A 24,433-nucleotide genomic window follows, 5' to 3' on the forward strand; every position below is an offset into this window, starting at 1 on the left:
ACTCGCACTTGCCCCTACGAAGAACAGGAGAACAGGGATGAAAGTGACATTCGAAGAGTTGAAAGCAGCGTTCAATCGGGTTCTGCTCGATCGCGGTGTAAAAGCAGACACGGCGGACGCCTGCGCGGAGATGTTTGCCCGCACCACGGAATCTGGCGTCTATTCCCACGGTGTGAACCGCTTCCCGCGTTTTATTCAGCAACTGGACGCGGGCGACATCCTTCCTGATGCCCAGCCAAAACGGGTGACCACATTAGGGGCCATCGAACAGTGGGATGCCCAACGCGCCATCGGTAACCTGACGGCGAAAAAAATGATGGATCGCGCCACCGAACTGGCCTCCGATCACGGTATCGGTCTGGTTGCGCTGCGTAACGCTAACCACTGGATGCGCGGGGGCAGCTACGGCTGGCAAGCCGCAGAGAAGGGCTACATCGGGATCTGCTGGACCAACTCTATTGCGGTGATGCCCGCGTGGGGCTCAAAAGAATGTTGCATCGGCACCAACCCGCTGATCGTGGCGATCCCCTCCTCCCCAATCACCATGGTCGATATGTCGATGTCGATGTTCTCCTACGGCATGCTGGAAGTGAACCGACTGGCCGGACGCACGTTACCGGTCGACGGCGGATTCGACGACGAGGGCAATCTGACCAAAGAGCCTGGCGTGATTGAGAAAAACCGCCGCATTCTGCCGATGGGCTACTGGAAAGGTTCCGGCTTATCGATTGTGCTCGACATGATCGCCACCCTGCTCTCTAACGGCGCCTCCGTGGCGGAAGTCACCCAGGACAACAGCGACGAGTATGGCGTGTCGCAGATTTTTATCGCCATCGAGGTCGACCGCCTGATCGACGGCCCAACCCGCGATGCCAAACTGCAGCGTATTATGGACTTCATCACCACCGCCGAGCAGTCTGACGAAAACGTCGCTGTCCGTCTGCCGGGGCATGAATTTACGCGACTGCTTGAAGAGAACCGCCGCAACGGCATCACCATTGACGACAGCGTGTGGGCGAAAATCCAGGCGCTGTAAGGAGTGGGCCATGATATTCGGACATATTTCGCAGCCCAATCCGTGCCGCCTGCCGCAGGCGATTGAAAAAGCACTCGATTTTCTGCGCACCACGGATTTCACCGCCCTGGAGCCGGGCGTGGTGGAGATTGACGGACGGAACCTCTTTGCCCAGGTCATCGACCTGACCACCAAAGAGCAGCATGAGAATCGCCCCGAAGTTCATCGCCGCTATCTCGATATTCAATTTCTGGCGTGGGGTGAAGAAAAAATCGGTATTGCTATCGATACCGGAAATAACAAAATCAGCGAATCATTACTGGAACAACGGGATATTATTTTTTATCACAACAGTGAAAATGAATCGTTTATTGAAATGGTACCTGGCAGTTATGCCATATTTTTCCCGCAGGATGTACACCGTCCTGCCTGTATTAAAAACAAGGAAGCTGCAATTCGTAAAATTGTGGTGAAAGTGGCAATCAGCGAATTAGATTAATTTTCTGATAAATACAGGAACGCGAAATGACCAACACCGGGTTTATTATTGGTGCGTACCCCTGCGCACCCTCGTTTCACCAGAAAGGGGAACAAGAAGAACAGGCCTTCTGGCGGGAGCTTTCCGACACGCCTCACATCCGTGGGCTGGAACAACCGTGCCTGGAAAACCTGCATCCGTTTGGTGATGAATGGCTGTTCCGCCATACGCCTGGAGACTGGCAAATCGTCGTTACGGCCGTGATGGAAACCATGCGTCGCCGTGGTACCAACGGCGCATTTGGGCTGGCGTCTGCTGACGAAGAACAGCGTAAAGCGTGTGTGGAATATTACCGCCATCTGCAGCAAAAGATTGCTGCGGTTAACGCCCGTTTTCCGGGAAAGGTGATCGCTCTGGAAATGCAGGCAGCACCGCAGGCGGGCAAAGGTTCTGTCGAACAAGCCACGGAGGCATTCGCGCGCTCCATCCGCGACATCACGCGCTGGGAGTGGGACTGCGATCTGGTGCTTGAACACTGCGATGCCATGACCGGTCCCGCACCGCGTAAGGGATTTTTACCCTTAGAGCAGGTGCTGGAGGTGATAAAAGAGACGGATATCAGCGTCTGTATCAACTGGGCGCGCTCAGTCATTGAAGGGCGCAACACCACGCTTCCGCTTGAGCACGTTCAGACCGCCCTTCAGGCCGGAAAACTGGCCGCGCTGATGTTCTCCGGCACCACCACTCGCGGAGCGTACGGTGAATGGCAGGATCTGCACGCGCCGTTTTCATCGTACTGTGCCGACAGTTTGATGACCACTGAACATGCAAAAGCACTCTTTACTGCGGCGAGCGCCGCAACATTGAAATTTTCCGGTATTAAATTACTGGAAATAAATGCTAATGCTGATATCAGCCATCGCATCGCTATTTTGCGCGACGGCATTAGCCAAATGAAAAAAGCAACGCAATAACAATAAAAAAATCTTATTCCGGTTACCTACACTGAGATATTAAATATGAATACGTCTACTCAAGCTCTACATGCGGACATTCCGCGCCAGCGCTGGTTAAGAATTATTCCCCCGATTCTTATCGCCTGCATTATTTCTTATATGGACCGTGTGAATATTGCTTTTGCCATGCCCGGCGGGATGGATGAAGAGTTAGGTATTTCTGCCACCATGGCAGGCCTGGCGGGTGGGATCTTCTTTATTGGCTATCTGTTTTTGCAGGTGCCTGGCGGCAAGATTGCCGTTCATGGTAGCGGGAAGAAATTTATTGGCTGGTCGCTGGTCGCCTGGGCGGTGATTTCGGTCCTGACCGGACTCGTCACCAGCCAGTATCAACTGCTGGTGCTGCGTTTCTTACTCGGGGTAGCGGAAGGCGGGATGCTGCCGGTTGTGCTGACGATGATCAGTAACTGGTTCCCTGACGCCGAACGCGGTCGCGCCAATGCGATCGTGATTATGTTCGTCCCCATTGCCGGGATCATCACCGCCCCCCTGTCGGGCTGTATTATTACCGCACTCGACTGGCGCTGGCTGTTCATCATTGAAGGGCTGATGTCCATCGTTGTACTGGTGCTGTGGGCCTTCACGGTGTACGACCGCCCGCAGGAAGCACGCTGGATTTCTGAAGCGGAAAAAAACTATCTGGTCAAAACCCTGGCCGCAGAACAGCAGGCCATTGCCGGTAAAGCGGTGAAAAACGCCTCGCTGAGCGCGGTGCTGTCCGACAAAACCATGTGGCAGCTGATAGCCCTGAACTTCTTCTACCAGACCGGCATTTACGGTTACACCCTCTGGCTACCCACCATTCTCAAAGAGCTCACGCACACCAGCATCGGCCAGGTAGGCGTGCTCGCGATCCTGCCTTATATCGGGGCCATTGCGGGTATGTTCCTCTTCTCTTCGCTCTCTGACCGTACCGGTAAGCGCAAGCTGTTTGTCTCCCTGCCGCTGATTGGTTTTGCGCTCTGCATGTTCCTCTCCGTGGCGCTGAAAGAGCATACCTGGCTGGCCTACGCCGCGCTGGTGGGGTGTGGGTTCTTCCTGCAGTCGGCGGCGGGCGTGTTCTGGACCATTCCGGCACGCCTGTTCAGCGCGGAGATGGCAGGCGGTGCGCGGGGTGTAATTAACGCCCTGGGTAACCTCGGCGGGTTCTGTGGCCCTTATGCGGTCGGCGTGCTGATCACCTTGTATAGCAAAGATGCGGGGGTTTACTGCCTGGCGGTGTCGCTGGCGCTGGCCTCGCTGCTGGCCCTGCTGCTACCGGCGAAGTGCGATGCCGGTGCGGAGCCTAATCCTACGGTGAACCCGCATAAGCGTGCGGCCTGATGCCCTCACCCCAGCCCTCTCCCACGGGGAGAGGGAGAAAGACGAGAGAGTCAAAGATGAGTGAAAAAGAACCCTTCTGGCTGGGTATCGATTGTGGCGGTACTTATCTGAAAGCCGGTTTATACACCCGCGAGGGCAAAGAGGTCTGTATTGAACGCCGCACGGTTGCCACGCTCAGCCCGCGAGCAGGCTATGCGGAGCGGGACATGAACCAGCTGTGGCAGCAGTGTCACACCACCGTCGCTCTTCTGCTCAACAACGCCCGGGTTAGCGGCGAGCAGATCAAAGGTGTGGGCATCTCCGCCCAGGGCAAGGGGCTGTTTCTTCTCGATAAACAGGATCGTCCCCTGGGCAATGCAATGCTCTCCTCAGACCGTCGGGCACTGGACATCGTGCAGCGCTGGCAGCAGGACGATATTCCCGAAAAGCTTTATCCGCACACGCGACAGACGCTCTGGACCGGGCATCCGGCCTCTCTTCTGCGCTGGGTCAAAGAGAATGAGCCACAGCGCTATCAGCAGATTGGCTGCGTGATGATGGCGCACGACTACCTGCGCTGGTGCCTCACCGGCGTAAAAGGCTGCGAAGAGAGCAATATCTCTGAATCCAATCTCTACAACATGAACACCGGCCAGTACGATCCGCAGCTCACGCGCTGGCTCGGTATCAGTGAAATCGACAACGCTCTGCCACCTGTTGTCGGTTCAGCAGAAATCTGCGGGGAAATCACCGCTCAGGCTGCCGCACTTACCGGTCTCGCGGCGGGAACCCCCGTCGTTGGTGGGCTGTTTGATGTGGTTTCCACCGCGATCTGTGCCGGACTGCACGACGAACATACGCTGAACGCCGTGATGGGCACCTGGGCCGTCACCAGCGGGATTGCCAATGCGCTTCGGGACAACGAACCGTATCCCTATGTCTATGGGCGTTACGTCCACCCGCAGCAGTACATTGTCCACGAAGCCAGCCCCACCTCTTCCGGCAACCTTGAGTGGTTAACCGCCCAGTGGGGAGAGATCTCTTTTTGCGAGATCAACCACGCCGTGGCCAGCCTGCCGAAAGCCGAAAGCGATCTGTTCTTCCTGCCGTTTCTCTATGGCAGCAACGCCGGGCTGGAGATGACGAGCGGCTTCTACGGCATGCAGGCGCTGCATACTCGCGCGCATCTTTTGCAGGCAGTTTACGAAGGCGTGGTGTTCAGCCATATGACCCATCTCAGCCGCATGCTCGAACGCTTTACCGACGTACAGGCACTGCGCGTCACCGGCGGCCCGACCCACTCTGACGTATGGATGCAGATGCTGGCGGATGTCAGCGGTCTGGCGATTGCGCTGCCGCAGGTGGAAGAGACTGGCTGTTCCGGCGCGGCGCTGGCCGCCCTGGTTGGCACCGGCGTTTATCCCGATTTTTACGCAGCGCAGCGCGCGCTCAGACACGACATTCGGGTCATTGAACCCGACATGCACGCCCATGCGGCCTATCAGCGCAAGTATCAGCGCTACCAGTTACTGATTTCAGCACTACAGGGTTATCACGCCCGTGTAAAGGAGCACGACCTATGAGCCGACCATTACTGCAGCTGGCGCTCGACCACACCTCACTTCAGGCTGCCCAGCGCGATGTCGCCAGGCTTTCCGATCACGTCGATATTATCGAAGCGGGCACCATTTTATGTCTGACCGAAGGGCTTAACGCCGTGCGTGCACTACGCGAGCAGTGTCCGGGAAAAACCCTCGTGGCGGACTGGAAGGTGGCCGACGCCGGAGAAACGCTGGCAGAGCAGGCGTTTGGCGCAGGCGCGAACTGGATGACCATCATCTGCGCCGCGCCGCTGGCCACGGTTGAAAAAGGCCACGCGGTGGCGCTGCGCTGCGGTGGGGAAATTCAGATGGAGCTGTTTGGCAACTGGACGCTGGACGATGCCCGCGCCTGGCACCGCATCGGCGTGAAGCAGGCCATCTACCACCGGGGACGCGACGCACAGGCCAGCGGTCAGCAGTGGGGTGAGGCCGATCTCGCCCGAATGAAAGCGCTCTCCGACATCGGTTTGCAGCTGTCCGTCACCGGCGGCATCACCCCGGCTGACCTGCCGCTGTTTAAGCAGATCAACGTCAAAGCCTTTATCGCCGGTCGCGCGCTGGCAGGCGCGGCCAATCCACCGCAGGTGGCAGAGGCCTTCCATTCGCAAATCCGCGACATCTGGGGAGCGTAATCATGCGTCAGCATCCGTTAGGTATTTACGAAAAAGCGCTGCCGAAATCCCTCACCTGGCCGGAGCGCCTGGTGCTGGCAAAAAGCTGTGGCTTTGATTTTGTTGAAATGTCGGTAGATGAAACGGACGAACGCCTGTCACGCCTGGCGTGGAGCACCACGCAGCGTGCATCGCTGGTGGAAGCGATGCTGGAAACCGGTGTGTCGATCCCCTCCATGTGCCTGTCTGCCCACCGCCGCTACCCGTTTGGCAGTCGGGATGAAACCGTCCGCACCCGCGCCCGGGAGATCATGTCCAGCGCCATTAAACTGGCGCGTGATTTGGGTATTCGCACCATCCAGCTGGCCGGGTATGACGTGTATTACGAAGAGCATGATGAAGGCACCCGGCAACGCTTCGCCGAAGGGCTGGCATGGGCAGTCGAGCAGGCCGCCGCCGCGCAGGTGATGGTGGCCGTTGAGATCATGGACACCGCGTTTATGAACTCCATCAGCAAATGGAAAAAGTGGGACGAGATGCTGGCCTCGCCGTGGTTTAGCGTTTACCCGGATGTCGGCAACCTCAGCGCGTGGGGTAACGATGTGGCCGCCGAACTGACGCTGGGCATTGACCGCATCGCGGCAATTCACCTGAAAGATACCCAGCCCGTCACGGCACAAAGCCCAGGACAGTTCCGCGACGTGCCCTTTGGCGAGGGCTGCGTCGATTTCGTTGGCGTGTTTAACACGCTCAATAAGCTGAACTACCGCGGCGCGTTTCTGATTGAAATGTGGACCGAAAAAGCAAAAGAGCCGGTGCTGGAGATTATCCAGGCGCGCCGCTGGATTGAAGCCCGTATGCAGGAAGGAGGCATGACATGTTAGAACAACTCAAAGCCGAGGTGCTGGCAGCCAACCTGGCACTGCCCGCCCACCAGCTGGTGACCTTCACCTGGGGTAACGTCAGCGCGGTGGATCGCGACAGCGGTCTGATGGTGATCAAACCGTCCGGCGTGGAGTATGACGTGATGACGGCGAAGGATATGGTGGTGGTGAATATTGCCACCGGTGAGGTGGTCGAGGGCAGCATGAAACCGTCGTCAGACACGCCTACCCATCTTGCGCTGTACCGTCGCTACCCGGAGATGGGCGGCATCGTCCATACCCATTCCCGCCATGCCACCATCTGGTCTCAGGCAGGTCAGGATCTGCCGGCCTGGGGCACGACGCACGCGGACTACTTCTACGGCGCGATCCCCTGCACGCGGCGGATGACCACGGCGGAGATCGCAGGAGACTACGAGTATCAGACCGGTGAAGTGATCATCAAAACCTTTGAAGAGCGCGACATCAGCCCCATGCAGATCCCGGCAGTGCTGGTGCACTCCCACGGACCGTTCGCATGGGGTAAAGATGCCGCCGATGCGGTACACAACGCCGTGGTGCTGGAAGAGTGCGCGTACATGGGCCTGTTTTCGCGCCAGCTTGCGCCGCAGCTTCCGGTTATGCAGCAGGAACTGCTCGACAAACATTATCTGCGCAAGCACGGTGCGCATGCCTATTACGGGCAGTGATCAACCGGAATTAATGTGTTCCTTACAGTACCGCCGTTTCCAGACGGCGGGCGTTAACCCGGTATGCTTCGAAAATATCTGCCGGAAATACCCCACGTCGTTAAAACCGCAGCGGGTGGCCACTTCCGTTAATGACGCTGAGTCATTCAGCAGCATTTTTTCTGCCGCCCTGACGCGCTGGCGATGAATCGCCTCCGTCAGGGTTAAATGAAATGTCCGACGAAACACGCGCCCGAGGTAATCGGCATTACAGTGCAGCGATTTTGCCAGCAGCGAGGTGGAGAGCGGTAAATGAAACTGCGTGCGAATAAGCTGTTTTGCCTTCCAGGCCAGTGCTGCACCGGCCTCATCGGCGCGGTCCTCATATCCTGCTGAGAGGGATATTTGCTGCAAAATCAGTAACAAAAGCATTTCCAGCGCCACGCTGCGCTGTAATTTTTCCTGCTCACTGAGGAACTGGCGAAAAAGCGCAATCACCGACGGGACATCCCTCACGCAGCAATGTTGTTCAATGGTCAGCGGAGAAGCCTCCGGCAAAGCGGAAGACTCAGGCTTCACCTCAAAATGCAGCCAGTAGAATCGCAGATCGGCCGGAAAATCTTCTGTACCCACATGCCGCCGCTTCGGCCAGAGCAATAAACTCTCCCCCGCCTTCACCTCAAAAAGACGGTTCTCCTCCCGGATCGTTAATGTCCCTTTTTCGACAAAAATAATCTCCCACGACGTTAATTTACGCGCCGGGTGGCGACCCACGCCCCGCGAAATAAATAATCCGCCATTTTGCACCTTAATCGGAAGCGCTATGGATAATTCGAGCATGGATATTCACCATTCCGCTTTTATTGCCGTATTTAATTGACTTATCCATTGATTATTAACAATTACCGTTATAGCTGCCCGATCAAACTCACACTTTCTTCATCAGGTCGGAATCGTCCTCTTTTTATACTTTTCCCTTCCCTTGTTGCCCTTTGCGTTCGGTGCAGAATGAATGAGGTACCTTGCACAAATACGATAAAAATCGATTACCGAGGAGTTATCTCATGACTTCCACACCGATTACCGAGTCTGACGTTGCACAACGGGTGAGAGAAGATCGTTTGTCCGTTCGCGAGAAAATTGGCTACGGCCTGGGCGACGCGGGCGGCACGGTCATTACCTGCCTGATCATGAATTTTCTGACCTTTTTCTATACCGATATTTTTGGCCTGACCCCGGCGCTTGTCGGCACGCTGTTTATTGCCCTGCGCGTATTTGACGCGATTTCTGACCCTGTCATGGGCGTGATTGCCGACCGCACCCAAAGCCGATGGGGGCGCTTTCGTCCCTGGCAGCTGTGGGTGGCATTCCCTGTTGGCATCATCGGCGTGCTGACCTTCACCGTACCTGAAGCCAGCATGGGCGTGAAGATTGCGTGGGCATTCGGCACTTACCTGCTGCTGTCCGTCGGCTATACCGCCATCAACGTGCCCTACTGTGCGCTGATCAACACCATGACCACCCGCCACAGCGAGGTCATTTCCTGCCAGTCATGGCGCTTTGTGCTGTGCGGCGTTGCGGGATTTTTGGTCTCCGTCGGCCTGCCGTGGCTGGTGGCGGCGCTGGGGCAAGGCAACGCCGCCCGGGGTTATCAGCTGGGCGTTGGCGTTCTGTGTACACTCGCCGTGGTGATGTTTCTCTGCTGCTTCTTCTGGGTCCGTGAACGCGTCCCACTGGCGCTGATGGGTAAATTCACCCTGCGCGAACACCTGGCTGGGCTGCGTAAAAACGACCAGCTGCTGTTGATGCTGGTGATGTCGTTTTTGCTGATCAACGTCTTCAATATCCGTGGCGGCGGATACATGTACTTCATCACCTATGTGCTGCAGGGCAGCACCGCTTACACCTCGCTGTTTTTTACCATGGTGACCTTCGCAGCGATCCTTGGGGCGGTGATCGTCAGCCCCCTCTCTCGCCGTATTGATACGGTCAAACTCTACTACTACACCAACCTGGTGCTCGCCGCGATCGCGGCTGGCATGTGGTTCCTGCCCGGCGGCCCGGCGCATCAGTCGCTCTGGCTGATCGTGATTCTGAGTAACGGCGTCATCCTGGGCTTTACCCTGCCGCTGCACTTCTCGCTGATGGCTTTTGCCGACGACTACGGCGAGTGGAAGACCGGCGTGCGATCGTCGGGCATGAACTTCGCCTTCAACCTGTTTTTCATCAAGCTGGCGTGGGCCTCCAGCGCCGGGATCATCAGCCTGGTGTTTATCGCCGTCGCCTATCAGCCGGGAGCGGGTAACCAGACACCTGCCTCGCTGCAGGGCATTACCGCCATGGAGACGCTGCTCCCTGCCCTTTTCCACCTGCTGCTGGCGGTCTCAATCCGCTGGTGCAGACTCAACAATCCGATGATGTCGCGCATTGCCACCGATTTGCGCCAGCGTCATGTACCGTCCTGAGGAGAACGTGATGTCCATAATGGAAGCCAACCTGCATAACCTGAAAATCACCGACCCGTTTCTTGGCCAGTATCAGCGGCTGGTGCGTGATGTGGTCATCCCCTATCAGTGGGATGCGCTCAACGATCGCGTGGCGGAAGCCGAGCCCAGTCATGCCATCACCAACTTCCGCATTGCGGCAGGTCTTGAAGAAGGTGAGTTCTATGGCATGGTCTTTCAGGACAGTGACGTGGCGAAATGGCTGGAAGCCGTGGCGTGGTCGCTGTGTCAGAAACCAGATGCTGAACTGGAAAAAACCGCCGATGAGGTGATTGAACTGATCGCCGCGGCGCAGTGTGAAGATGGTTATCTCAATACCTACTTCACCGTCAAAGCGCCTGACGAACGCTGGACCAATCTGGCCGAGTGCCACGAGCTTTACTGCGCCGGGCATATGATCGAAGCTGGCGTGGCGTATTTTCAGGGCACCGGAAAACGCCGACTGCTGGAGGTGGTGTGTAAACTGGCAGATCATATCGACAGCGTTTTCGGCCCCCGGGAAGGTCAGCTTCACGGCTATCCGGGCCACCCGGAAATTGAGCTGGCGCTGATGCGGCTGTACGACGTTACTCAGGAGCCACGCTACCTGAACCTGGTGAAATACTTCATCGAGGCGCGCGGTACGCAGCCTCACTTCTATGATATCGAATACGAGAAGCGCGGCAGAACATCGTACTGGCACACCTACGGCCCGGCATGGATGGTCAAGGACAAAGCTTACAGCCAGGCGCATCAACCGCTTGCTGAACAACAAACGGCGATTGGCCATGCGGTGCGTTTTGTCTACCTGATGGCGGGTATGGCACACCTGGCCCGTCTGAGCAAAGACGACGCAAAACGTCAGGACTGCTTACGCCTGTGGAACAACATGGCGCAGCGCCAGCTGTACATTACCGGCGGGATGGGTTCGCAAAGTAGCGGTGAAGCCTTCAGCAGCGATTACGATCTGCCCAATGATACGGTGTATGCCGAAAGCTGCGCCTCGATTGGCCTGATGATGTTTGCCCGTCGGATGCTGGAGATGGAAGCGGATAGCCGCTACGCCGACGTGATGGAGCGCGCCCTGTACAACACGGTGCTGGGCGGCATGGCGCTGGACGGTAAGCATTTCTTCTATGTCAACCCGCTGGAAGTATACCCCAGGACGCTGGCCTTTAACCACATCTATGACCACGTCAAACCGGTTCGTCAGCGCTGGTTCGGCTGCGCCTGTTGCCCGCCGAATATCGCTCGCGTGCTGACGTCGCTGGGGCATTACATTTACACCGTTCGCCCGGATGCGCTTTTCATTAATCTCTACGTAGGGAATGAGGTCACCATCCCGGTGGGCGATGAGACGCTCAAGCTGCGGATCAGCGGTAATTATCCGTGGCAGGAAGAGGTCAACATTGAGATCGCCTCGCCCGTACCGGTAACGCACACCCTGGCCCTGCGACTGCCGGACTGGTGCGCAAATCCTCACGTGTCGCTGAACGGAGAAGGCATGACGGGCGAGGTATCACGGGGTTATCTTCACCTCACCCGTCGCTGGCAGGAGGGCGATACGCTCACGCTAACCTTACCGATGCCGGTCCGCCGCGTGTACGGTCATCCACAGGTTCGTCAGCAGGCCGGAAAGGTCGCGCTGCAGCGCGGTCCGCTGGTCTACTGCCTGGAAGAAGCCGATAATGGCGCCAACCTGCATAATCTAGCCCTGCCTGCCGACAGTGAATTCCGGGTTTTCGAGGGTAAAGGAATTTTCGCTCATAAGATGCTGATTCAGGCGGAAGGTGTCACGCATGACGCCGCAGAAGCGGGATCGGAGGCGTTATGGCAGTACGACCGTCCTGCGGTGCAACGTCAACCCAAAACGTTGACCTTTATTCCGTGGTTTAGCTGGGCTAACCGGGGAGAAGGGGAAATGCGCATTTGGGTGGATGAAGACTGAGTATCTGCGGCCTGATGCCTTCACCCCAACCCTCTCCCACGGGAGAGGGATCGTTAAGGCAGCACGCGACGCGCTGCCTCAGCCAGAAAAGCGCTTCGGTTACTAAACTGCGGATGTTCACTCACAAAAGAATCAATTTTCACCAGCAATCGACGAGGCAGGGTGATATTGATACGCTCGGCCTTACCGTCGAATTGCTTCATATTGATATCTACAAGCAACCATTGTCCGCCGATAAAATCACCCGGTGTGGCTTCAAGATGTGCTTCAACATTGCCAGGGAGAGGTAACTCTTCATCCATTTCAAATAGCGCTTCGAAGTGAGCTGTCAGTGCATCACGTGCATCCTGAAAAGCATCATCCAGAGAATTGCCGGCAAAAAAACAACCAGGAAAGTCAGGAAAAAAACCGCTGGCGCTACCGTCGGGATCAGAATGAATGTAAGCCGGATAAAACATAACTACTCCTGATATCAGTGTTTGATTCCCGCCTGCCGCCAGATTTGCGCGAGGGTGCCGGGTTTTATGTCCTTTTTGGGATGTGGAACGGTTACCAACCCCGCATGTACTGGGTGGCGAAACTGATGATGGCTTCCTTTCGTTCTTACACATTTCCAGCCATGCCTGACCAGAACAGTAATGACATCCGCACTTTTCACATTCCAATCCTTCCATGATTATACACATCATACACACCATCGCTACTGGTGCAGATGACAATAGACGAAAGGAAATGCAAACGCAGCCGGGTTTTGTCTGAACAGGAAGAAGCAACGCAAAAAGAAAGGCGGAACAGGTAAATTGCTGATCAACATGCAGGCGCTATCACAACGCCGGGTAAGGCGAAGCCGCCACCCGGCTTTACAGCATCAGAAGCGCCAGCTCAGCCCGGTCATCAGCGCAAAGCTGTCGTCGCGGTCGATCATCGGGCTGTTCTTCACATCGTCAGGCAATACGGTATAAACCGCACTGGCGTTAAGGAACAGGTTCTGGGTTAACTGATATTTTGCCGCCAGACCCACGTAGGGCGTCCAGCTGTCTCCGGCGGTGTATTCATTGAGACCTGAACGGCGAGACTCGCTGCCGGAAACCCCGTAGTAGTAGTCGTTATAGCTCTCGTCACTGTAGAAAATGCCCACAGATGGCGTCAGCGTGAGGCGTTCCATCCGGATGGGGCGGAAGTACGAAATCTCACCGACTACGCCACCACTTTCATCCATCGCATCGCCAGAGACGGCCACTTTCAGCGAACCCCAGTTTTCATGGCGGTAATAGGCGCCCCCCAGGAAAGCGGACGCTTTACGCTCATCCAGGTGTTTCATCTGAGGGTCGTCGTTATCGTCGGGATCAAAATGCAGCGGCATCCACGACGCGGTCAGGCTAAATTCATTTTTTTCGTCTTTCCACAGGATCCACCCTCCCGTGGTCTGGCGGACATAGAATCGGTCACCTTCATAGCTAATTAACGGAACCGCGGTGGTATTTTCATTATACCCTTTATAAGGTGACTCATTAAATACAGCCCCCGCGCCAAGTGAAAAGTCACCGGCCATTGCGGATGAGGTCGCAAATAACGTGGCAGCGATGAGTAAATTGTTTTTAATAGTCATTCCATGTAATCCATTTAAACGCCAAACAAGCGAGGCGAATAATAATGGTTACAAATTTGCCTGTGCAACGCCGCTGTTTATATAATATTATATATAAAATCATATAGATGGGTGCGCATGATGAATAAATTACAACTAAAACCCCGTGAATTAAAAATAATTTCCGTCATCGCCGCCACCCACAGCATTGGCGACGCCGCCGCCCTGCTGGGCATGGCACAGGCCAACGTCAGTAAATATCTCTCTGATTTTGAAACGCGAGTCGGCCTGAAGGTCTTTGAGCGCACCACCCGACAGCTGGCACTGACGCAGTTTGGTGAGGCCTTACTTCCCTATGTGAACGCCACGCTGGATAAAAATAGTCAGCTTATTAATTTTATTGCCGATTATAAGCATGAAAAACGCGGGAAAGTGACGATTTACGCCCCGACAGGTATCGTGACCTATCTCTCCCGTCATGTGATCCACCAGATAAAAGATATCGGTGATATTCGTATCTCACTCAAAACATACAATCTGGATCGCAATGAATTTTCTGAGGGTGTGACCTTTCCGGATGACTGCGATATTTTAATTACCTATGCTCAGCCGAAAGACGAAAGTCTGGTCGCGAGTGTTTTAACCCAATATTCCGTTACCGCCTTCGCGACCGAAGAGTATTTAAATCAGTACCCATTAAACGGTCCGGAAGATTTAATAAACCATTCTTGTATTTTAATCGACTCCATGCTGGTGGATGATGCTAACATCTGGCGTTTTCGCGTTCATGGCAGTGATGATGTACAGGATTACCGGGTTACCGGGAATTATATTTGCGACAATACGCAGACCGCTCTGGAGCTGGCGAGAAATAATCTCGGTATCGTCTTTGCCCCAAAAGAGAGCCTGAAAAAAGAGTTAAAAAACGGTTCACTTGTTCCCTGCTTCCCGCATCAGGAAGAGTGGTGGCTTGATCTCACGGCCATTTTCCGCAAGCGTGAATACCAGCCATGGCGCGTGCAATACGTTCTGGATGGCGTCCTGAATAATCTTCGCCAGCAAATAGCTCAGGCCGCCAACGGACGGCCTGAACTGGATGATTAGAACAGCCCCAGCGGTTTATCGGAGTAGCTGACCAGCAGGCATTTCGTCTGCTGATAATGCTCCAGCATCATCTTGTGCGTTTCACGCCCGATGCCTGACTGCTTATAACCCCCAAAGGCCGCATGCGCCGGGTAGGCGTGATAGCAGTTGGTCCATACGCGACCGGCCTGAATCCCCCGCCCCATTTTATACGCCAGATTGCCGTTGCGGCTCCAGACGCCAGCTCCCAGGCCATACGGCGTATCGTTGGCAATCTCCAGCGCCTCCTCCATCGTTTTAAAGGTCGTCACGGCCAGCACCGGTCCGAAAATTTCCTCCTGGAAAACGCGCATGTTGTTCTTGCCAGACAGAATGGTCGGTTCAAGGTAATACCCTTCCTGCAGATCGCCGCCGAGCACTTTACGACGTCCACCGGTCAGGACATCCGCCCCTTCTTTTTTGCCGATATCAATGTAATTGAGGATGGTCTCCAGCTGTCCATGTGACACCTGTGCGCCCATCTGCGTCACGTTATCAAGCGGGTTACCGCTGCGGATCGACTCCACACGGCGAATGGCCCGTTCCATAAAGCGCTCATAGATCGACTCCTGTACCAGCGCACGGCTTGGGCAGGTACAGACTTCGCCCTGGTTAAAGGCAAACAGCGCAAACCCTTCCAGCGCTTTATCGAAGAACGCGTCCTCTTCCTCCATCACGTCCGCAAAGAAGATATTCGGGGATTTACCGCCGAGCTCCAGCGTCACCGGAATGATGTTCTGGGTGGCGTACTGCATGATCTGCTGGCCCACTTCCGTCGAGCCGGTAAACGCCACTTTGGCGATGCGTTTTGAGGTCGCCAGATATTCCCCAATCTCACCCCCGGCCCCGTTGACCACGTTAATCACGCCTGGTGGCAGCAGGTCACCGATAATGTCCATCAACAGCAGTACCGACAGCGGCGTCAAGCGGGCCGGTTTCAGCACAATGCAGTTCCCGGCCGCCAGCGCGGGCGCCATTTTCCAGCTCGCCATCAGCAGCGGGAAGTTCCACGGGATAATCTGCCCCACCACGCCCAGCGGCTCGTGGAAGTGATACGCCACGGTGTCGCTATCAACTTCACTGATCCCCCCCTCCTGCGCACGAATACAGGAGGCAAAATAGCGAAAGTGGTCAATTGCCAGCGGCACATCCGCCGCCATTGTTTCACGGATCGGCTTGCCGTTATCCCAGGTTTCTGCCGTCGCCAGCGGCTCAAGATTTTGCTCCATCCGGTCGGCAATTTTGAACAGGATCGCCGCCCTGTCCTGCACGGAAGTCTGTCCCCATTTATCTTTGGCTTTATGCGCCGCATCCAGCGCCAGATCGATATCGCGCCTGCCTGAGCTGGCTATCTCGCACAGCGGCTGGCCGGTGACGGGGGTCAGGTTGGAATAGTATTCGCCGTCGACGGGTGCCACCCAGTCGCCGCCAATAAAGTTGTCATAGCGGGGTTTCAGCTTGAGAGGAAAACCGTACTCGCCTGGCTGAATGCGTGAAGAGGGAGGATTGTTTGTCATGACCGTCTCCTTGCTGTTGGTGTACATCAAGGGTAGTCCCGGCTGGTGATTTTATCGCCAGCCGGTAACGGTGTTTACGACAGGGGTCACGCTGTTTCTGGAAAGAGTAACGAATCCCGTAATAAATGGTCGTTACCGCGACGGCGGGTAAAACCGATGCGGTTGAAATATTCCAGGATCTGAATGGCCAGCTTACGTCCGACGTTCAGACGATCGCGGAAATCAGCCGCACAGGTAGAGCCTCGCGCCTGATCCAGTTCGCGGATCAAACTGGCAAACGCGACAATCCGATCGTTGCGGTAATAACGATCTTTCACGATCGCAACGATGAGCCCTTGCTGCGCGGCATGGCGCAATACCTGGCGCATCACCTGCTCGTCGGTATTCGTTTCCCGGGCGAGATCGCGAACCCACCACGGCTCATCGCCAAACAGAGGGGCCGCTTTTTGCCAGATTGCCTCTTGCTCTGCGGTGAACCCGGCTTTGTGATCCGGCAGATGCAGCCAGCCGTGGTGGCTTTTGATCACGCCGCTTTCACGCATGTTTTCTATCAGCAGCAGGACGAGCGCATCGTCTTCCATGGGCAGCGCCATGCGACGCAGGCGCTCGCGCCCTGGGCCAGGTTCATCCTGATGCTGTTCATGGTAGGTGGCGAGCGTGTTTAACACCTTACGCTGCCAGCACGCCGCAACCGGCGCGTTCAGCAGGTTATTACCGGCCTGGATAAATCCCGGCTGCTGGGTCAGCGGGAGGAGTCCTTCGTTGCTGAGCTGTCGTGCCCAGGCGAAGTCGGTCAGGTTCACCGCACCGCGTTCAAGATGCACCTCCAGCGCAGCCTTGTCATTGCTGGCCTGCGCCAGTGCCGACAGCCACTGCAAATACTCCGGTTTACGCTTCCCACGACGCGGCGGGTTGAGCGTCACCACCCGCGCCCCGGCCAGCGTTTCCCGCGCCGAGATATCACGCAGCACCAGACGGTCATTATCTGCCAGCCAGAGCGGCGTATCGAAAACCAGTTCAGCGAGATCGTTTTCCAGCAGCGACACGCGCCCGGTGATATGGCTGGCCGCATGGTGGATATGCAGCGGCTGCCACTGGCTGAGCGGGATATGCGTCTGCAGGGAGACAATCACCCGCTCAGACGGTTCTGGCGGCGCCTCAGACAGCAGCCAGTCGCCGCGGTTTAGCTGCGCTTTCTCCGCATCGCCGGCAATATTGAGGGCGATACGCTGCCCGGCATGGGCATGATCAACGGGCTGGTTTTGTGCATGCAACCCGCGCACCCGCATCGGTTTGTTAATACCCGTCAGCCATACGGTATCGCCCACCTTCACTTCCCCACTCAGGGCGGTACCGGTCACCACCAGACCCGCCCCTTTCACGGTAAACGCCCTGTCGATGGCCAGACGAAAGCGATGATCGCTGGCATGTTCCCGCGACGAAAGCTGCTGCAAATGGTGGCGAAGTGCGTCGATCCCGCGCCCTTCTGTGGCGACCGTTTCAAACAGCGCAGCATCGGTAAAGCCATATTCGCGCAACGTGGCCTGCACCGCCTCGCGCACCTCGTGAATACGCGTCGCGTCCACACGATCGGCTTTGGTCAGCGCCACGGTCAACTGTGGGTTGCCCGTCAACTGCAGGATCGCCAGGTGTTCACGCGTTTGCGCCATAACGCCGTCATCACAGGCCACCACCAGCAGGGCATGGTCAATACCACCAACCCCCGCCAGCATGTTGGAAAGAAACTTTTCGTGGCCGGGGACGTCAATAAAGCCCAGCACGCGGCCATCGGGCTGTGGCCAGTAGGCATAACCCAGATCGATGGTCATACCGCGCTTTTTCTCTTCCGGCAGGCGATCGGCATTCACGCCCGTGATGGCCTGCAACAAGGTGGTTTTTCCGTGGTCAACATGACCGGCGGTGGCAATAATCATTTCAACAACATCTCCAGAAATCGCTCTTCATCTTCAAGACAGCGTAGATCCAGCCACATTCGGCCATCGTAAATCCGCCCGATAACCGGCGTTGGCAGGGCACGCCAGCGCGCAGAGAGCGCATCAAGCCTGCTGCCGCGGCCATCGCGCGGGGTGAAGGTCAGGGCCGCGCTGGGCAGCCGATCCACCGGTAACGAGCCGCTGCCAATTTGCGACTGGCAGGACTCAATGCGCACGTCGAAATCGGCGTAATGCGACGCGACATTGGGCAACAGCAACTCGGCCTGTGCGCGAATCGAGGCGGCATCACGCGTTAACAGACGCAGCGTTGGCAGGCGTTCCGCCAGTTTCTCCGGGTGGAGATAGAGTCGCAGCGTCGCGTCCAGCGCGGCAAGCGTCATTTTATCGGCGCGCAGGGCGCGCTTGAGCGGATGCTGCTGCAGCTTCGCAATCAGCTCACGCTTACCGACAATGATCCCGGCCTGCGGCCCGCCCAGCAGCTTATCGCCAGAAAAACTGACCAGGCTAACGCCCGCCGCAATCATCTCCTGCACCATCGGCTCTTTCGGCAGACCATACTGGCTTAGATCCACCAGCGAGCCGCTGCCGAGATCGGCAATCACCGGTACATTCAGCTCGCGGCCAATCGCCGCCAGCTCAGCCTCTTCAACGGTTTTGGTGAACCCTTCAATATGATAATTACTGGTGTGGACCTTCATCAGCAGGGCGGTGTTTTCATTAACCGCCGCACGGTAATCTTTCGCATGGGTCCGGTTAGTGGTACCCACTTCCTGCAGGGTACAGTCCGCCTGGCGCATCACGTCCGGGATGCGAAACGCGCCGCCAATCTCCACCAGTTCGCCGCGCGAGACGACCACCTCTTTGCCGCTGGCGGTCGCTGCCAGCATCAACAGGACCGCCGCCGCGTTGTTATTCACAATGCAGGCATCTTCAGCACCGGTGAGCTGACAAAGCAGATCCGCAAGGGCCCGATCACGATGCCCGCGTCCTGCACCGCCGAGATCGTACTCCAGCGTGACAGGCGAACGCATGGCCTGCGTTACGGCGTCTACCGCCTCTTCTGCCTGCTGCGCACGCCCGAGATTGGTATGCAGGACGGTCCCCGTCAGGTTAATCACCGGGCGCAACGCGCTTTGCCCTTTCTCAACCAGCCTCTGTTCCAGCGCCTGCTCCCACGCCACGCACCAGGCGGGCAAGGCATTTTCTGTCTGTATATGGCGCCGGGCCTCGTCCTGAAGCAGACGTAACATCTCAACCGTCGCGGTATGGCCGAACCGCTCGACAGCGGAATGAATAAGGGGTTCTCGAAGAAGTCGGTCGGTAGCAGGGATCTGGCTGTACAGGGAATGATGAGTAGTCATGAAAGCGCCTGGCGAGTAAATATCATCCCCCCTCCCGACGGGAGAGGGAGTTAACATGTGGAGGGATTGTACCGCCTCCTGACGCGAAGTGTTATAACCCGCGTCAAGCCTTTGGCGGTTCGGTACGGGCAAAGCTCTCGCGCTGGAAGAGCGTTTCGGCGAGCTTCACCAGCAGTGGACGGTCGACGCACCAGCCCGGAGAGACGCGACGAAAGTTGAGATAACCAATGGCGCAGGCGATAGCGATCGTCGCCAGATTCAGGCTATCCGTTGCAATTTTGCCCTCCTGAATGAGCTGCTCGCACCTGTCCAGGCTGCGGCTGATTTTCTCACGCTGGCGCAGCAGCTCCGTTTCCGACTGCTGAGCAACGGGCCTTGCCTGCTCGCGCACGGAAGTTAACGCCGCATCCATGATGCCATCGGCCAGCGCTTCAATTTGCTTCACTGCCAGGGCCGCCTTCGGATCTGCCGGTAACATGGCTGGCGCAACGCCGAGCAGCTCGATGTACTCAGCGATAATCGGGGAATCAAACCAGTATTCGCCCTCGTCCGTCACCAGCGCCGGGACTTTCCCCAGCGGGTTGTACTGCGCAACGCCGTTTTCGGCGTTGTACGGCTGTTCATTAACGAATTCAAATTCAATCCCTTTCTCCAGCAGGAGAATCGAGATCTTTCGCACGAAGGGACTGGTGTAGCTGCCGATGAGTTTCATTGCCTGATCCTTGATGCCAGAAAAAGTCAGTATGGATCAAGCGCTGAAAAAAGGGCAGGTATGCATGTCGCATTCCTGCCCGGCGAGGATTAATGATCAAGATAGAGATAGTGCATCCAGCTGGTCATGCGCAGCAGGACTTTACGCATCACCGAGACGTGCGCAAAATGGTCGGAATAGACCGCCACCTGCGCGTAAATACCGTCCGGCAACGCATCCACCTCGGCGTTCGGCTCCAGTTCTATCAGCGCCTGCACGCCATCCGTTCCCGGTGTCACCGTTAACGACTGTAGCGCCCCCTGTGCCTGATACGAGCCCCCTGGCACCACCGGCAGAATGCTGGTGAGCTTGCCAGAGAAGACCTGCCCCGGCAGAGCGTTAAACACCACTTCCGCTTCATCGCCCGGCTTCAGACGCAGCAGCGAGTTCTGACGGAACTGGGCCACAATCTGACGTTTCTGTTCAGGAATAAAGACCATAACCGGGCGCAGCGGCAGCGCGGCGGCATACGTTCCTGGGCGAATCAGCACCTGGGTGATGTAGCCATTGCTCGGCGCACGCACCACGGTCTGATCCAGGTTGTATTTGGCTTCGGCCAGCTGGGCGCGTAAAGAGGCTATCTGCGACTGTTCGCCGTTCACCATGCTGTCCAGCTGGCTTTTGATCTGCGTCTGTTCCGCCACAGAGCCTTTTACCAGCGCATCCTGTGCCAGATAGTTCTGCCGCGCGTTGTCGATATCGCTTTCAGAGAACGGGTTTACCTTCGCCTGGCTGCCTTTCAGGTAGCGCTGGTAATCTTTATACAGACGGTCCCGCTCCGCGGAGACCCGCGTGGTGTTGGCTACCGCTTCCGACAGCTGTGCTTTGAGCACGTCAATATTGTGCGTCGCGGTCACCAGGTCGGCCTGCAGTCTGTCGACACGAGCCTGATAGCGACCTGGATCAAGTTTAAATAACACTTCGCCTTTTTTAATGAGCTGGTTATTTTTATCGGTGACTTCGCTGACCACCCCGGTCACCTGCGGCGTAATCGGAATAGAAATAACCGCCTTTTGCGCCGTAAACGTATACGGGTGGTTATAGTTCATTAATAAAATGAGACCCGCCACGATAAATACCCCGCCTAATGTGGCGGTGGCGAGCGTCCACTGGTTAACCGGAATACGGAATATTTTAAAAATCGCCCAGGCAAACGCCACGTAGGTCAAAATAATCAACAGATCCATAATTAGCGCTCCAGCGTTTTCGTATCAGCAGTGGGCTGTACCGCTGCCAGCTTTTGTTCTAATTCGGCCACGCGTTTGGCCAGCGCATCCATACCTGGCACCTCATCAGGTTTGGTGATGTGGTTTTGCATGCCCCAACCGCGATCTTCCCGGTACAGCGTGGCCCAGATCCACAGGAACGGCCAGATGGCATGGAGCGTAAACAGGCTAATCCATCCCGCCGTGTGAATCGCATCGGCATGGGGATGATTACGCTTTTTGGCCATATTATAGGGGATGTCATGAATGGCGATGATTCCGTAAAAAAGAACCAGAAATACAAAAATCAATACGCCCAGCGCGAAATAGTTGAGAAACATATTCTCCTCACTTAAACAACGTCAACTCATTAAATTAATAAAACAGTACGCAACCTAATTAATTTATTTTTAAACATAAAAGGTATGCGGGTAATTTCAGAGCCGGGGAGTATCGTTTTTTATAATATCTCCATGCAAGTTTATAAACGTGTCAAAATATATCCTGAATAATAATATACTTAACCTTACATTATGAGCGTAATCCAGGTTTTAACTTTTCGCCATACCACATCTTAAAAGTGGTTTTTTAGCTTTATGTGTGTGTCGTAATCATCCTGGCGTTGAATCGCAGAGCAGAATTTGTCAGCGATCACATCCGGAGAAATCTGCATAAAAATTTTTTGTGAATTCAGTCACAACTCAGAAACAAACTCGCGACAACCAAGTGTGATTCACATCACAAAAAGAAGGGTGTTTTGCCGATTTTCTCCCCATTGTGTTTTTTTTAGACTGCGGTTTTGTGATTCAGATCACCTCATTTCCCGTCACACCCCCTGCGTTTACGTGATTGCGATCACACAATTTTTCGCTGTCTGGACAGTTGAACGATTCAGTGCCAGATTTCACAGCATCAGAACAGGGCCCGGCTACCTCTGCCGCCTCATTAACAATAAACCTCGGGCCGCAAGCCTAAGCGTCAACAGAAGAAGGGGTGTTTTATGTCATCCGATTTCAAGATCAAAGTTCAAAGCTTTGGTCGTTTCCTCAGCAATATGGTGATGCCAAATATCGGCGCGTTTATCGCGTGGGGTATCATCACTGCATTATTCATTCCGACAGGGTGGTTGCCTAACGAAACGCTGGCGAAACTTGTTGGCCCCATGATTACGTATCTGCTGCCGCTGCTCATCGGTTATACCGGTGGTCGTCTGGTGGGCGGTGACCGTGGTGGCGTAGTGGGTGCCATCACCACCATGGGCGTTATCGTCGGTGCGGATATGCCGATGTTCCTCGGTGCGATGATTGCCGGTCCTCTGGGTGGCTGGGCGATTAAGAAATTCGACGTCTGGGTTGATGGCAAAATCAAATCCGGCTTCGAAATGCTGGTGAACAACTTCTCTGCGGGCATCATCGGGATGATCCTCGCGATTCTGGCGTTCCTTGGCATTGGCCCGGCGGTTGAAGTCCTGTCCAAAATTCTGGCGGCGGGCGTTAACTTTATGGTGGCGCACGACATGCTGCCGCTGGCGTCTATCTTTGTTGAACCGGCGAAAATCCTGTTCCTGAACAACGCCATCAACCACGGTATCTTCTCACCGCTGGGTATTCAGCAGTCTCATGACCTCGGCAAGTCCATCTTCTTCCTGATTGAAGCGAACCCGGGTCCGGGTATGGGCGTTCTGCTGGCGTACATGTTCTTTGGTCGCGGCAGCGCGAAGCAGTCTGCTGGCGGTGCGGCTATCATTCACTTCCTGGGCGGTATTCACGAAATTTACTTCCCGTACGTGCTGATGAACCCACGTCTGATCCTGGCCGTTATCCTCGGCGGTATGACCGGTGTGTTCACCCTGAGTGTGCTGGGTGGTGGTCTGGTTTCTCCGGCGTCTCCGGGTTCTATCCTGGCGGTACTGGCAATGACGCCGAAAGGTGCCTATTTTGCTAACATCGCGGCTATCTGTGCGGCAATGGCGGTCTCCTTCGTGGTCGCTTCTATCCTGCTGAAAACCAGCAAAGTGAAAGAAGATGACGATATCGAAGCGGCAACCCGTCGTATGCACGACATGAAAGCCGAGTCCAAAGGCGCAACGCCGCTGTCAGCGGGTGATGTTTCTAACGACCTGAGCCACGTGCGTAAAATCATCGTTGCCTGTGATGCCGGTATGGGTTCCAGCGCAATGGGTGCCGGCGTGCTGCGTAAGAAAGTGCAGGATGCGGGCCTGACCAACATCTCGGTGACCAACAGCGCCATTAACAGTCTGCCACCGGATGTTGACTTGGTGATTACGCACCGCGATCTGACCGAACGCGCCATGCGCCAGGTACCGCAGGCACAGCATATTTCGCTGACCAACTTCCTCGACAGCGGCCTGTACACCAGCCTGACTGAACGTCTGGTGGCCGCGCAGCGTCACGAAGACAACGAAGTGAAAGTGCGCTCCAGCCTGCAGGACAGCTTCGACGAGAGCAACGCCCACCTGTTTAAACTGGGTGCGGAGAATATCTTCCTCGGCCGTACCGCAACGACCAAAGAAGAGGCCATTCGCTTTGCCGGTGAGCAGCTGGTAAAAGGCGGCTACGTTCAGCCTGAATATGTCGACGCGATGCTGGAACGCGAAAAACTGACGCCAACCTACCTGGGCGAATCCATCGCGGTGCCGCACGGTACAGTGGAAGCGAAAGACCGCGTGCTTAAAACCGGCGTGGTGTTCTGCCAGTATCCTGATGGCGTGCGCTTCGGTGAAGAAGAAGACGACATCGCCCGTCTGGTGATTGGTATCGCCGCGCGTAACAACGAGCACATTCAGGTGATTACCAGCCTGACCAATGCGCTGGACGATGAGTCCGTCATTGAGCGTCTGGCCAATACCACCAGCGTGGAAGAAGTGCTCGCGCTATTGAACAAATAACTGTACTCCTCCCTCTCCCT

Annotated in this window: 22 protein-coding genes; 12 read left to right on the forward strand and 10 right to left on the reverse strand. The window is 55.9% G+C overall.

Features of this window, described 5'->3' with window-relative positions:
- Positions 1 to 37 precede the first annotated feature (37 nt).
- Genes yiaK through araD form a run of 8 tightly spaced genes read left to right on the forward strand, consistent with a single transcriptional unit; the run spans position 38 to position 7,596 of the window.
- Positions 38 to 1,036 carry a 3-dehydro-L-gulonate 2-dehydrogenase gene (yiaK, locus tag ACTJJI_RS16255; protein ID WP_440654812.1) on the forward strand — a complete coding sequence of 333 codons (999 nt, stop codon included), beginning with the start codon at positions 38 to 40 and terminating at the stop codon, positions 1,034 to 1,036.
- A gap of 10 nt (positions 1,037 to 1,046) precedes the next feature.
- A complete protein-coding gene (locus ACTJJI_RS16260) occupies positions 1,047 to 1,514 on the forward strand; it encodes a YhcH/YjgK/YiaL family protein (protein WP_014830198.1) in 468 nt (155 codons plus the stop codon).
- 26 nt (positions 1,515 to 1,540) lie between these two features.
- Complete coding sequence (locus ACTJJI_RS16265) at positions 1,541 to 2,467, forward strand: DUF4862 family protein (protein WP_257256377.1); 927 nt, start codon at positions 1,541 to 1,543, stop codon at positions 2,465 to 2,467.
- A gap of 45 nt (positions 2,468 to 2,512) precedes the next feature.
- Positions 2,513 to 3,832: an MFS transporter gene (locus ACTJJI_RS16270; protein ID WP_440654815.1), complete on the forward strand. Its 1,320-nt coding sequence runs from the start codon at positions 2,513 to 2,515 to the stop codon at positions 3,830 to 3,832.
- A gap of 56 nt (positions 3,833 to 3,888) precedes the next feature.
- A complete protein-coding gene (locus ACTJJI_RS16275; protein ID WP_334752499.1) occupies positions 3,889 to 5,394 on the forward strand; it encodes an FGGY-family carbohydrate kinase in 1,506 nt (501 codons plus the stop codon).
- Entirely contained in the window at positions 5,391 to 6,044 is a 654-nt protein-coding gene (gene ulaD / locus ACTJJI_RS16280; protein WP_038418390.1) for a 3-keto-L-gulonate-6-phosphate decarboxylase UlaD, read from the forward strand. The genes ACTJJI_RS16275 and ulaD overlap by 4 nt, the downstream gene beginning before the upstream one ends.
- 2 nt (positions 6,045 to 6,046) lie before the next feature.
- Positions 6,047 to 6,907 carry an L-ribulose-5-phosphate 3-epimerase gene (locus ACTJJI_RS16285; RefSeq protein WP_046888974.1) on the forward strand — a complete coding sequence of 287 codons (861 nt, stop codon included), beginning with the start codon at positions 6,047 to 6,049 and terminating at the stop codon, positions 6,905 to 6,907.
- A complete protein-coding gene (araD, locus tag ACTJJI_RS16290; protein WP_020686526.1) occupies positions 6,901 to 7,596 on the forward strand; it encodes an L-ribulose-5-phosphate 4-epimerase in 696 nt (231 codons plus the stop codon). The genes ACTJJI_RS16285 and araD overlap by 7 nt, the downstream gene beginning before the upstream one ends.
- On the opposite strand, the gene ACTJJI_RS16295 is transcribed toward araD, so the two are convergent.
- Complete coding sequence (locus ACTJJI_RS16295) at positions 7,597 to 8,415, reverse strand: helix-turn-helix domain-containing protein (protein ID WP_440654819.1); 819 nt, start codon at positions 8,413 to 8,415, stop codon at positions 7,597 to 7,599.
- A gap of 224 nt (positions 8,416 to 8,639) precedes the next feature.
- Here ACTJJI_RS16295 and ACTJJI_RS16300 point away from each other — a divergent pair, with 224 nt between their 5' ends.
- Positions 8,640 to 10,040: an MFS transporter gene (locus tag ACTJJI_RS16300; RefSeq protein WP_014830190.1), complete on the forward strand. Its 1,401-nt coding sequence runs from the start codon at positions 8,640 to 8,642 to the stop codon at positions 10,038 to 10,040.
- Positions 10,041 to 10,050: 10 nt separating this feature from the next.
- Positions 10,051 to 12,006, forward strand: coding sequence for a glycoside hydrolase family 127 protein (locus ACTJJI_RS16305; protein ID WP_440654821.1), 1,956 nt, complete (start codon positions 10,051 to 10,053; stop codon positions 12,004 to 12,006).
- 53 nt (positions 12,007 to 12,059) lie between these two features.
- On the opposite strand, the gene ACTJJI_RS16310 is transcribed toward ACTJJI_RS16305, so the two are convergent.
- The 3 genes from ACTJJI_RS16310 to ACTJJI_RS16320 all read right to left on the reverse strand — a co-directional run bounded on the left by ACTJJI_RS16310 (position 12,060) and on the right by ACTJJI_RS16320 (position 13,615).
- On the reverse strand, positions 12,060 to 12,464 hold the full coding sequence (locus tag ACTJJI_RS16310; RefSeq protein ID WP_440654823.1) for a type II toxin-antitoxin system HicB family antitoxin: 405 nt from the start codon (positions 12,462 to 12,464) through the stop codon (positions 12,060 to 12,062).
- A gap of 14 nt (positions 12,465 to 12,478) precedes the next feature.
- Complete coding sequence (locus tag ACTJJI_RS16315; RefSeq protein ID WP_071843252.1) at positions 12,479 to 12,664, reverse strand: type II toxin-antitoxin system HicA family toxin; 186 nt, start codon at positions 12,662 to 12,664, stop codon at positions 12,479 to 12,481.
- A gap of 210 nt (positions 12,665 to 12,874) precedes the next feature.
- The gene (locus ACTJJI_RS16320) at positions 12,875 to 13,615 is read right to left on the reverse strand and encodes a MipA/OmpV family protein (protein WP_050859955.1); all 741 of its coding nucleotides are present in this window, start codon (positions 13,613 to 13,615) and stop codon (positions 12,875 to 12,877) included.
- A 117-nt stretch (positions 13,616 to 13,732) separates the two neighbouring features.
- Here ACTJJI_RS16320 and ACTJJI_RS16325 point away from each other — a divergent pair, with 117 nt between their 5' ends.
- On the forward strand, positions 13,733 to 14,698 hold the full coding sequence (locus tag ACTJJI_RS16325; protein WP_072057264.1) for a LysR family transcriptional regulator: 966 nt from the start codon (positions 13,733 to 13,735) through the stop codon (positions 14,696 to 14,698).
- Here ACTJJI_RS16325 and exaC read toward each other — a convergent pair.
- The 6 genes from exaC to ACTJJI_RS16355 all read right to left on the reverse strand — a co-directional run bounded on the left by exaC (position 14,695) and on the right by ACTJJI_RS16355 (position 21,846).
- Positions 14,695 to 16,233 carry an acetaldehyde dehydrogenase ExaC gene (gene exaC, locus ACTJJI_RS16330; protein ID WP_440654826.1) on the reverse strand — a complete coding sequence of 513 codons (1,539 nt, stop codon included), beginning with the start codon at positions 16,231 to 16,233 and terminating at the stop codon, positions 14,695 to 14,697. The genes ACTJJI_RS16325 and exaC overlap by 4 nt on opposite strands.
- 86 nt (positions 16,234 to 16,319) lie before the next feature.
- Positions 16,320 to 18,167 (reverse strand): selenocysteine-specific translation elongation factor, encoded by a 1,848-nt coding sequence (selB, locus tag ACTJJI_RS16335; protein WP_182380808.1) that lies wholly within the window; start codon positions 18,165 to 18,167, stop codon positions 16,320 to 16,322.
- On the reverse strand, positions 18,164 to 19,549 hold the full coding sequence (gene selA / locus ACTJJI_RS16340) for an L-seryl-tRNA(Sec) selenium transferase (protein WP_440654828.1): 1,386 nt from the start codon (positions 19,547 to 19,549) through the stop codon (positions 18,164 to 18,166). Before selA ends, selB begins: the two co-directional genes overlap by 4 nt.
- Positions 19,550 to 19,652: 103 nt before the next feature.
- Complete coding sequence (locus tag ACTJJI_RS16345) at positions 19,653 to 20,261, reverse strand: glutathione S-transferase (protein WP_013094937.1); 609 nt, start codon at positions 20,259 to 20,261, stop codon at positions 19,653 to 19,655.
- Positions 20,262 to 20,350: 89 nt separating this feature from the next.
- Positions 20,351 to 21,487 (reverse strand): HlyD family secretion protein, encoded by a 1,137-nt coding sequence (locus ACTJJI_RS16350; RefSeq protein WP_014830180.1) that lies wholly within the window; start codon positions 21,485 to 21,487, stop codon positions 20,351 to 20,353.
- A 2-nt stretch (positions 21,488 to 21,489) separates the two neighbouring features.
- Positions 21,490 to 21,846: a DUF3302 domain-containing protein gene (locus tag ACTJJI_RS16355; protein WP_013094935.1), complete on the reverse strand. Its 357-nt coding sequence runs from the start codon at positions 21,844 to 21,846 to the stop codon at positions 21,490 to 21,492.
- A 659-nt stretch (positions 21,847 to 22,505) separates the two neighbouring features.
- Between ACTJJI_RS16355 and ACTJJI_RS16360 the strand changes: the two genes are divergently transcribed.
- A complete protein-coding gene (locus ACTJJI_RS16360) occupies positions 22,506 to 24,413 on the forward strand; it encodes a PTS mannitol transporter subunit IICBA (protein WP_047360584.1) in 1,908 nt (635 codons plus the stop codon).
- Positions 24,414 to 24,433 lie beyond the last annotated feature (20 nt).

Source organism: Enterobacter sp. 22466 (assembly GCF_052044775.1).
Taxonomy (GTDB): domain Bacteria; phylum Pseudomonadota; class Gammaproteobacteria; order Enterobacterales; family Enterobacteriaceae; genus Enterobacter; species Enterobacter dissolvens.

What these genes read in the sequence shown, in the direction of transcription:
- yiaK (WP_440654812.1), top strand. Translation starts at nt 38, where the DNA reads ATGAAAGTGACATTCGAAGAGTTGAAAGCAGCGTTCAATCGGGTTCTG.
- ACTJJI_RS16260 (WP_014830198.1), top strand. Translation starts at nt 1,047, where the DNA reads ATGATATTCGGACATATTTCGCAGCCCAATCCGTGCCGCCTGCCGCAG.
- ACTJJI_RS16265 (WP_257256377.1), top strand. Translation starts at nt 1,541, where the DNA reads ATGACCAACACCGGGTTTATTATTGGTGCGTACCCCTGCGCACCCTCG.
- ACTJJI_RS16270 (WP_440654815.1), top strand. Translation starts at nt 2,513, where the DNA reads ATGAATACGTCTACTCAAGCTCTACATGCGGACATTCCGCGCCAGCGC.
- ACTJJI_RS16275 (WP_334752499.1), top strand. Translation starts at nt 3,889, where the DNA reads ATGAGTGAAAAAGAACCCTTCTGGCTGGGTATCGATTGTGGCGGTACT.
- ulaD (WP_038418390.1), top strand. Translation starts at nt 5,391, where the DNA reads ATGAGCCGACCATTACTGCAGCTGGCGCTCGACCACACCTCACTTCAG.
- ACTJJI_RS16285 (WP_046888974.1), top strand. Translation starts at nt 6,047, where the DNA reads ATGCGTCAGCATCCGTTAGGTATTTACGAAAAAGCGCTGCCGAAATCC.
- araD (WP_020686526.1), top strand. Translation starts at nt 6,901, where the DNA reads ATGTTAGAACAACTCAAAGCCGAGGTGCTGGCAGCCAACCTGGCACTG.
- ACTJJI_RS16295 (WP_440654819.1), bottom strand. Translation starts at nt 8,415, where the DNA reads ATGCTCGAATTATCCATAGCGCTTCCGATTAAGGTGCAAAATGGCGGA.
- ACTJJI_RS16300 (WP_014830190.1), top strand. Translation starts at nt 8,640, where the DNA reads ATGACTTCCACACCGATTACCGAGTCTGACGTTGCACAACGGGTGAGA.
- ACTJJI_RS16305 (WP_440654821.1), top strand. Translation starts at nt 10,051, where the DNA reads ATGTCCATAATGGAAGCCAACCTGCATAACCTGAAAATCACCGACCCG.
- ACTJJI_RS16310 (WP_440654823.1), bottom strand. Translation starts at nt 12,464, where the DNA reads ATGTTTTATCCGGCTTACATTCATTCTGATCCCGACGGTAGCGCCAGC.
- ACTJJI_RS16320 (WP_050859955.1), bottom strand. Translation starts at nt 13,615, where the DNA reads ATGACTATTAAAAACAATTTACTCATCGCTGCCACGTTATTTGCGACC.
- ACTJJI_RS16325 (WP_072057264.1), top strand. Translation starts at nt 13,733, where the DNA reads ATGATGAATAAATTACAACTAAAACCCCGTGAATTAAAAATAATTTCC.
- exaC (WP_440654826.1), bottom strand. Translation starts at nt 16,233, where the DNA reads ATGACAAACAATCCTCCCTCTTCACGCATTCAGCCAGGCGAGTACGGT.
- selB (WP_182380808.1), bottom strand. Translation starts at nt 18,167, where the DNA reads ATGATTATTGCCACCGCCGGTCATGTTGACCACGGAAAAACCACCTTG.
- selA (WP_440654828.1), bottom strand. Translation starts at nt 19,549, where the DNA reads ATGACTACTCATCATTCCCTGTACAGCCAGATCCCTGCTACCGACCGA.
- ACTJJI_RS16345 (WP_013094937.1), bottom strand. Translation starts at nt 20,261, where the DNA reads ATGAAACTCATCGGCAGCTACACCAGTCCCTTCGTGCGAAAGATCTCG.
- ACTJJI_RS16350 (WP_014830180.1), bottom strand. Translation starts at nt 21,487, where the DNA reads ATGGATCTGTTGATTATTTTGACCTACGTGGCGTTTGCCTGGGCGATT.
- ACTJJI_RS16355 (WP_013094935.1), bottom strand. Translation starts at nt 21,846, where the DNA reads ATGTTTCTCAACTATTTCGCGCTGGGCGTATTGATTTTTGTATTTCTG.
- ACTJJI_RS16360 (WP_047360584.1), top strand. Translation starts at nt 22,506, where the DNA reads ATGTCATCCGATTTCAAGATCAAAGTTCAAAGCTTTGGTCGTTTCCTC.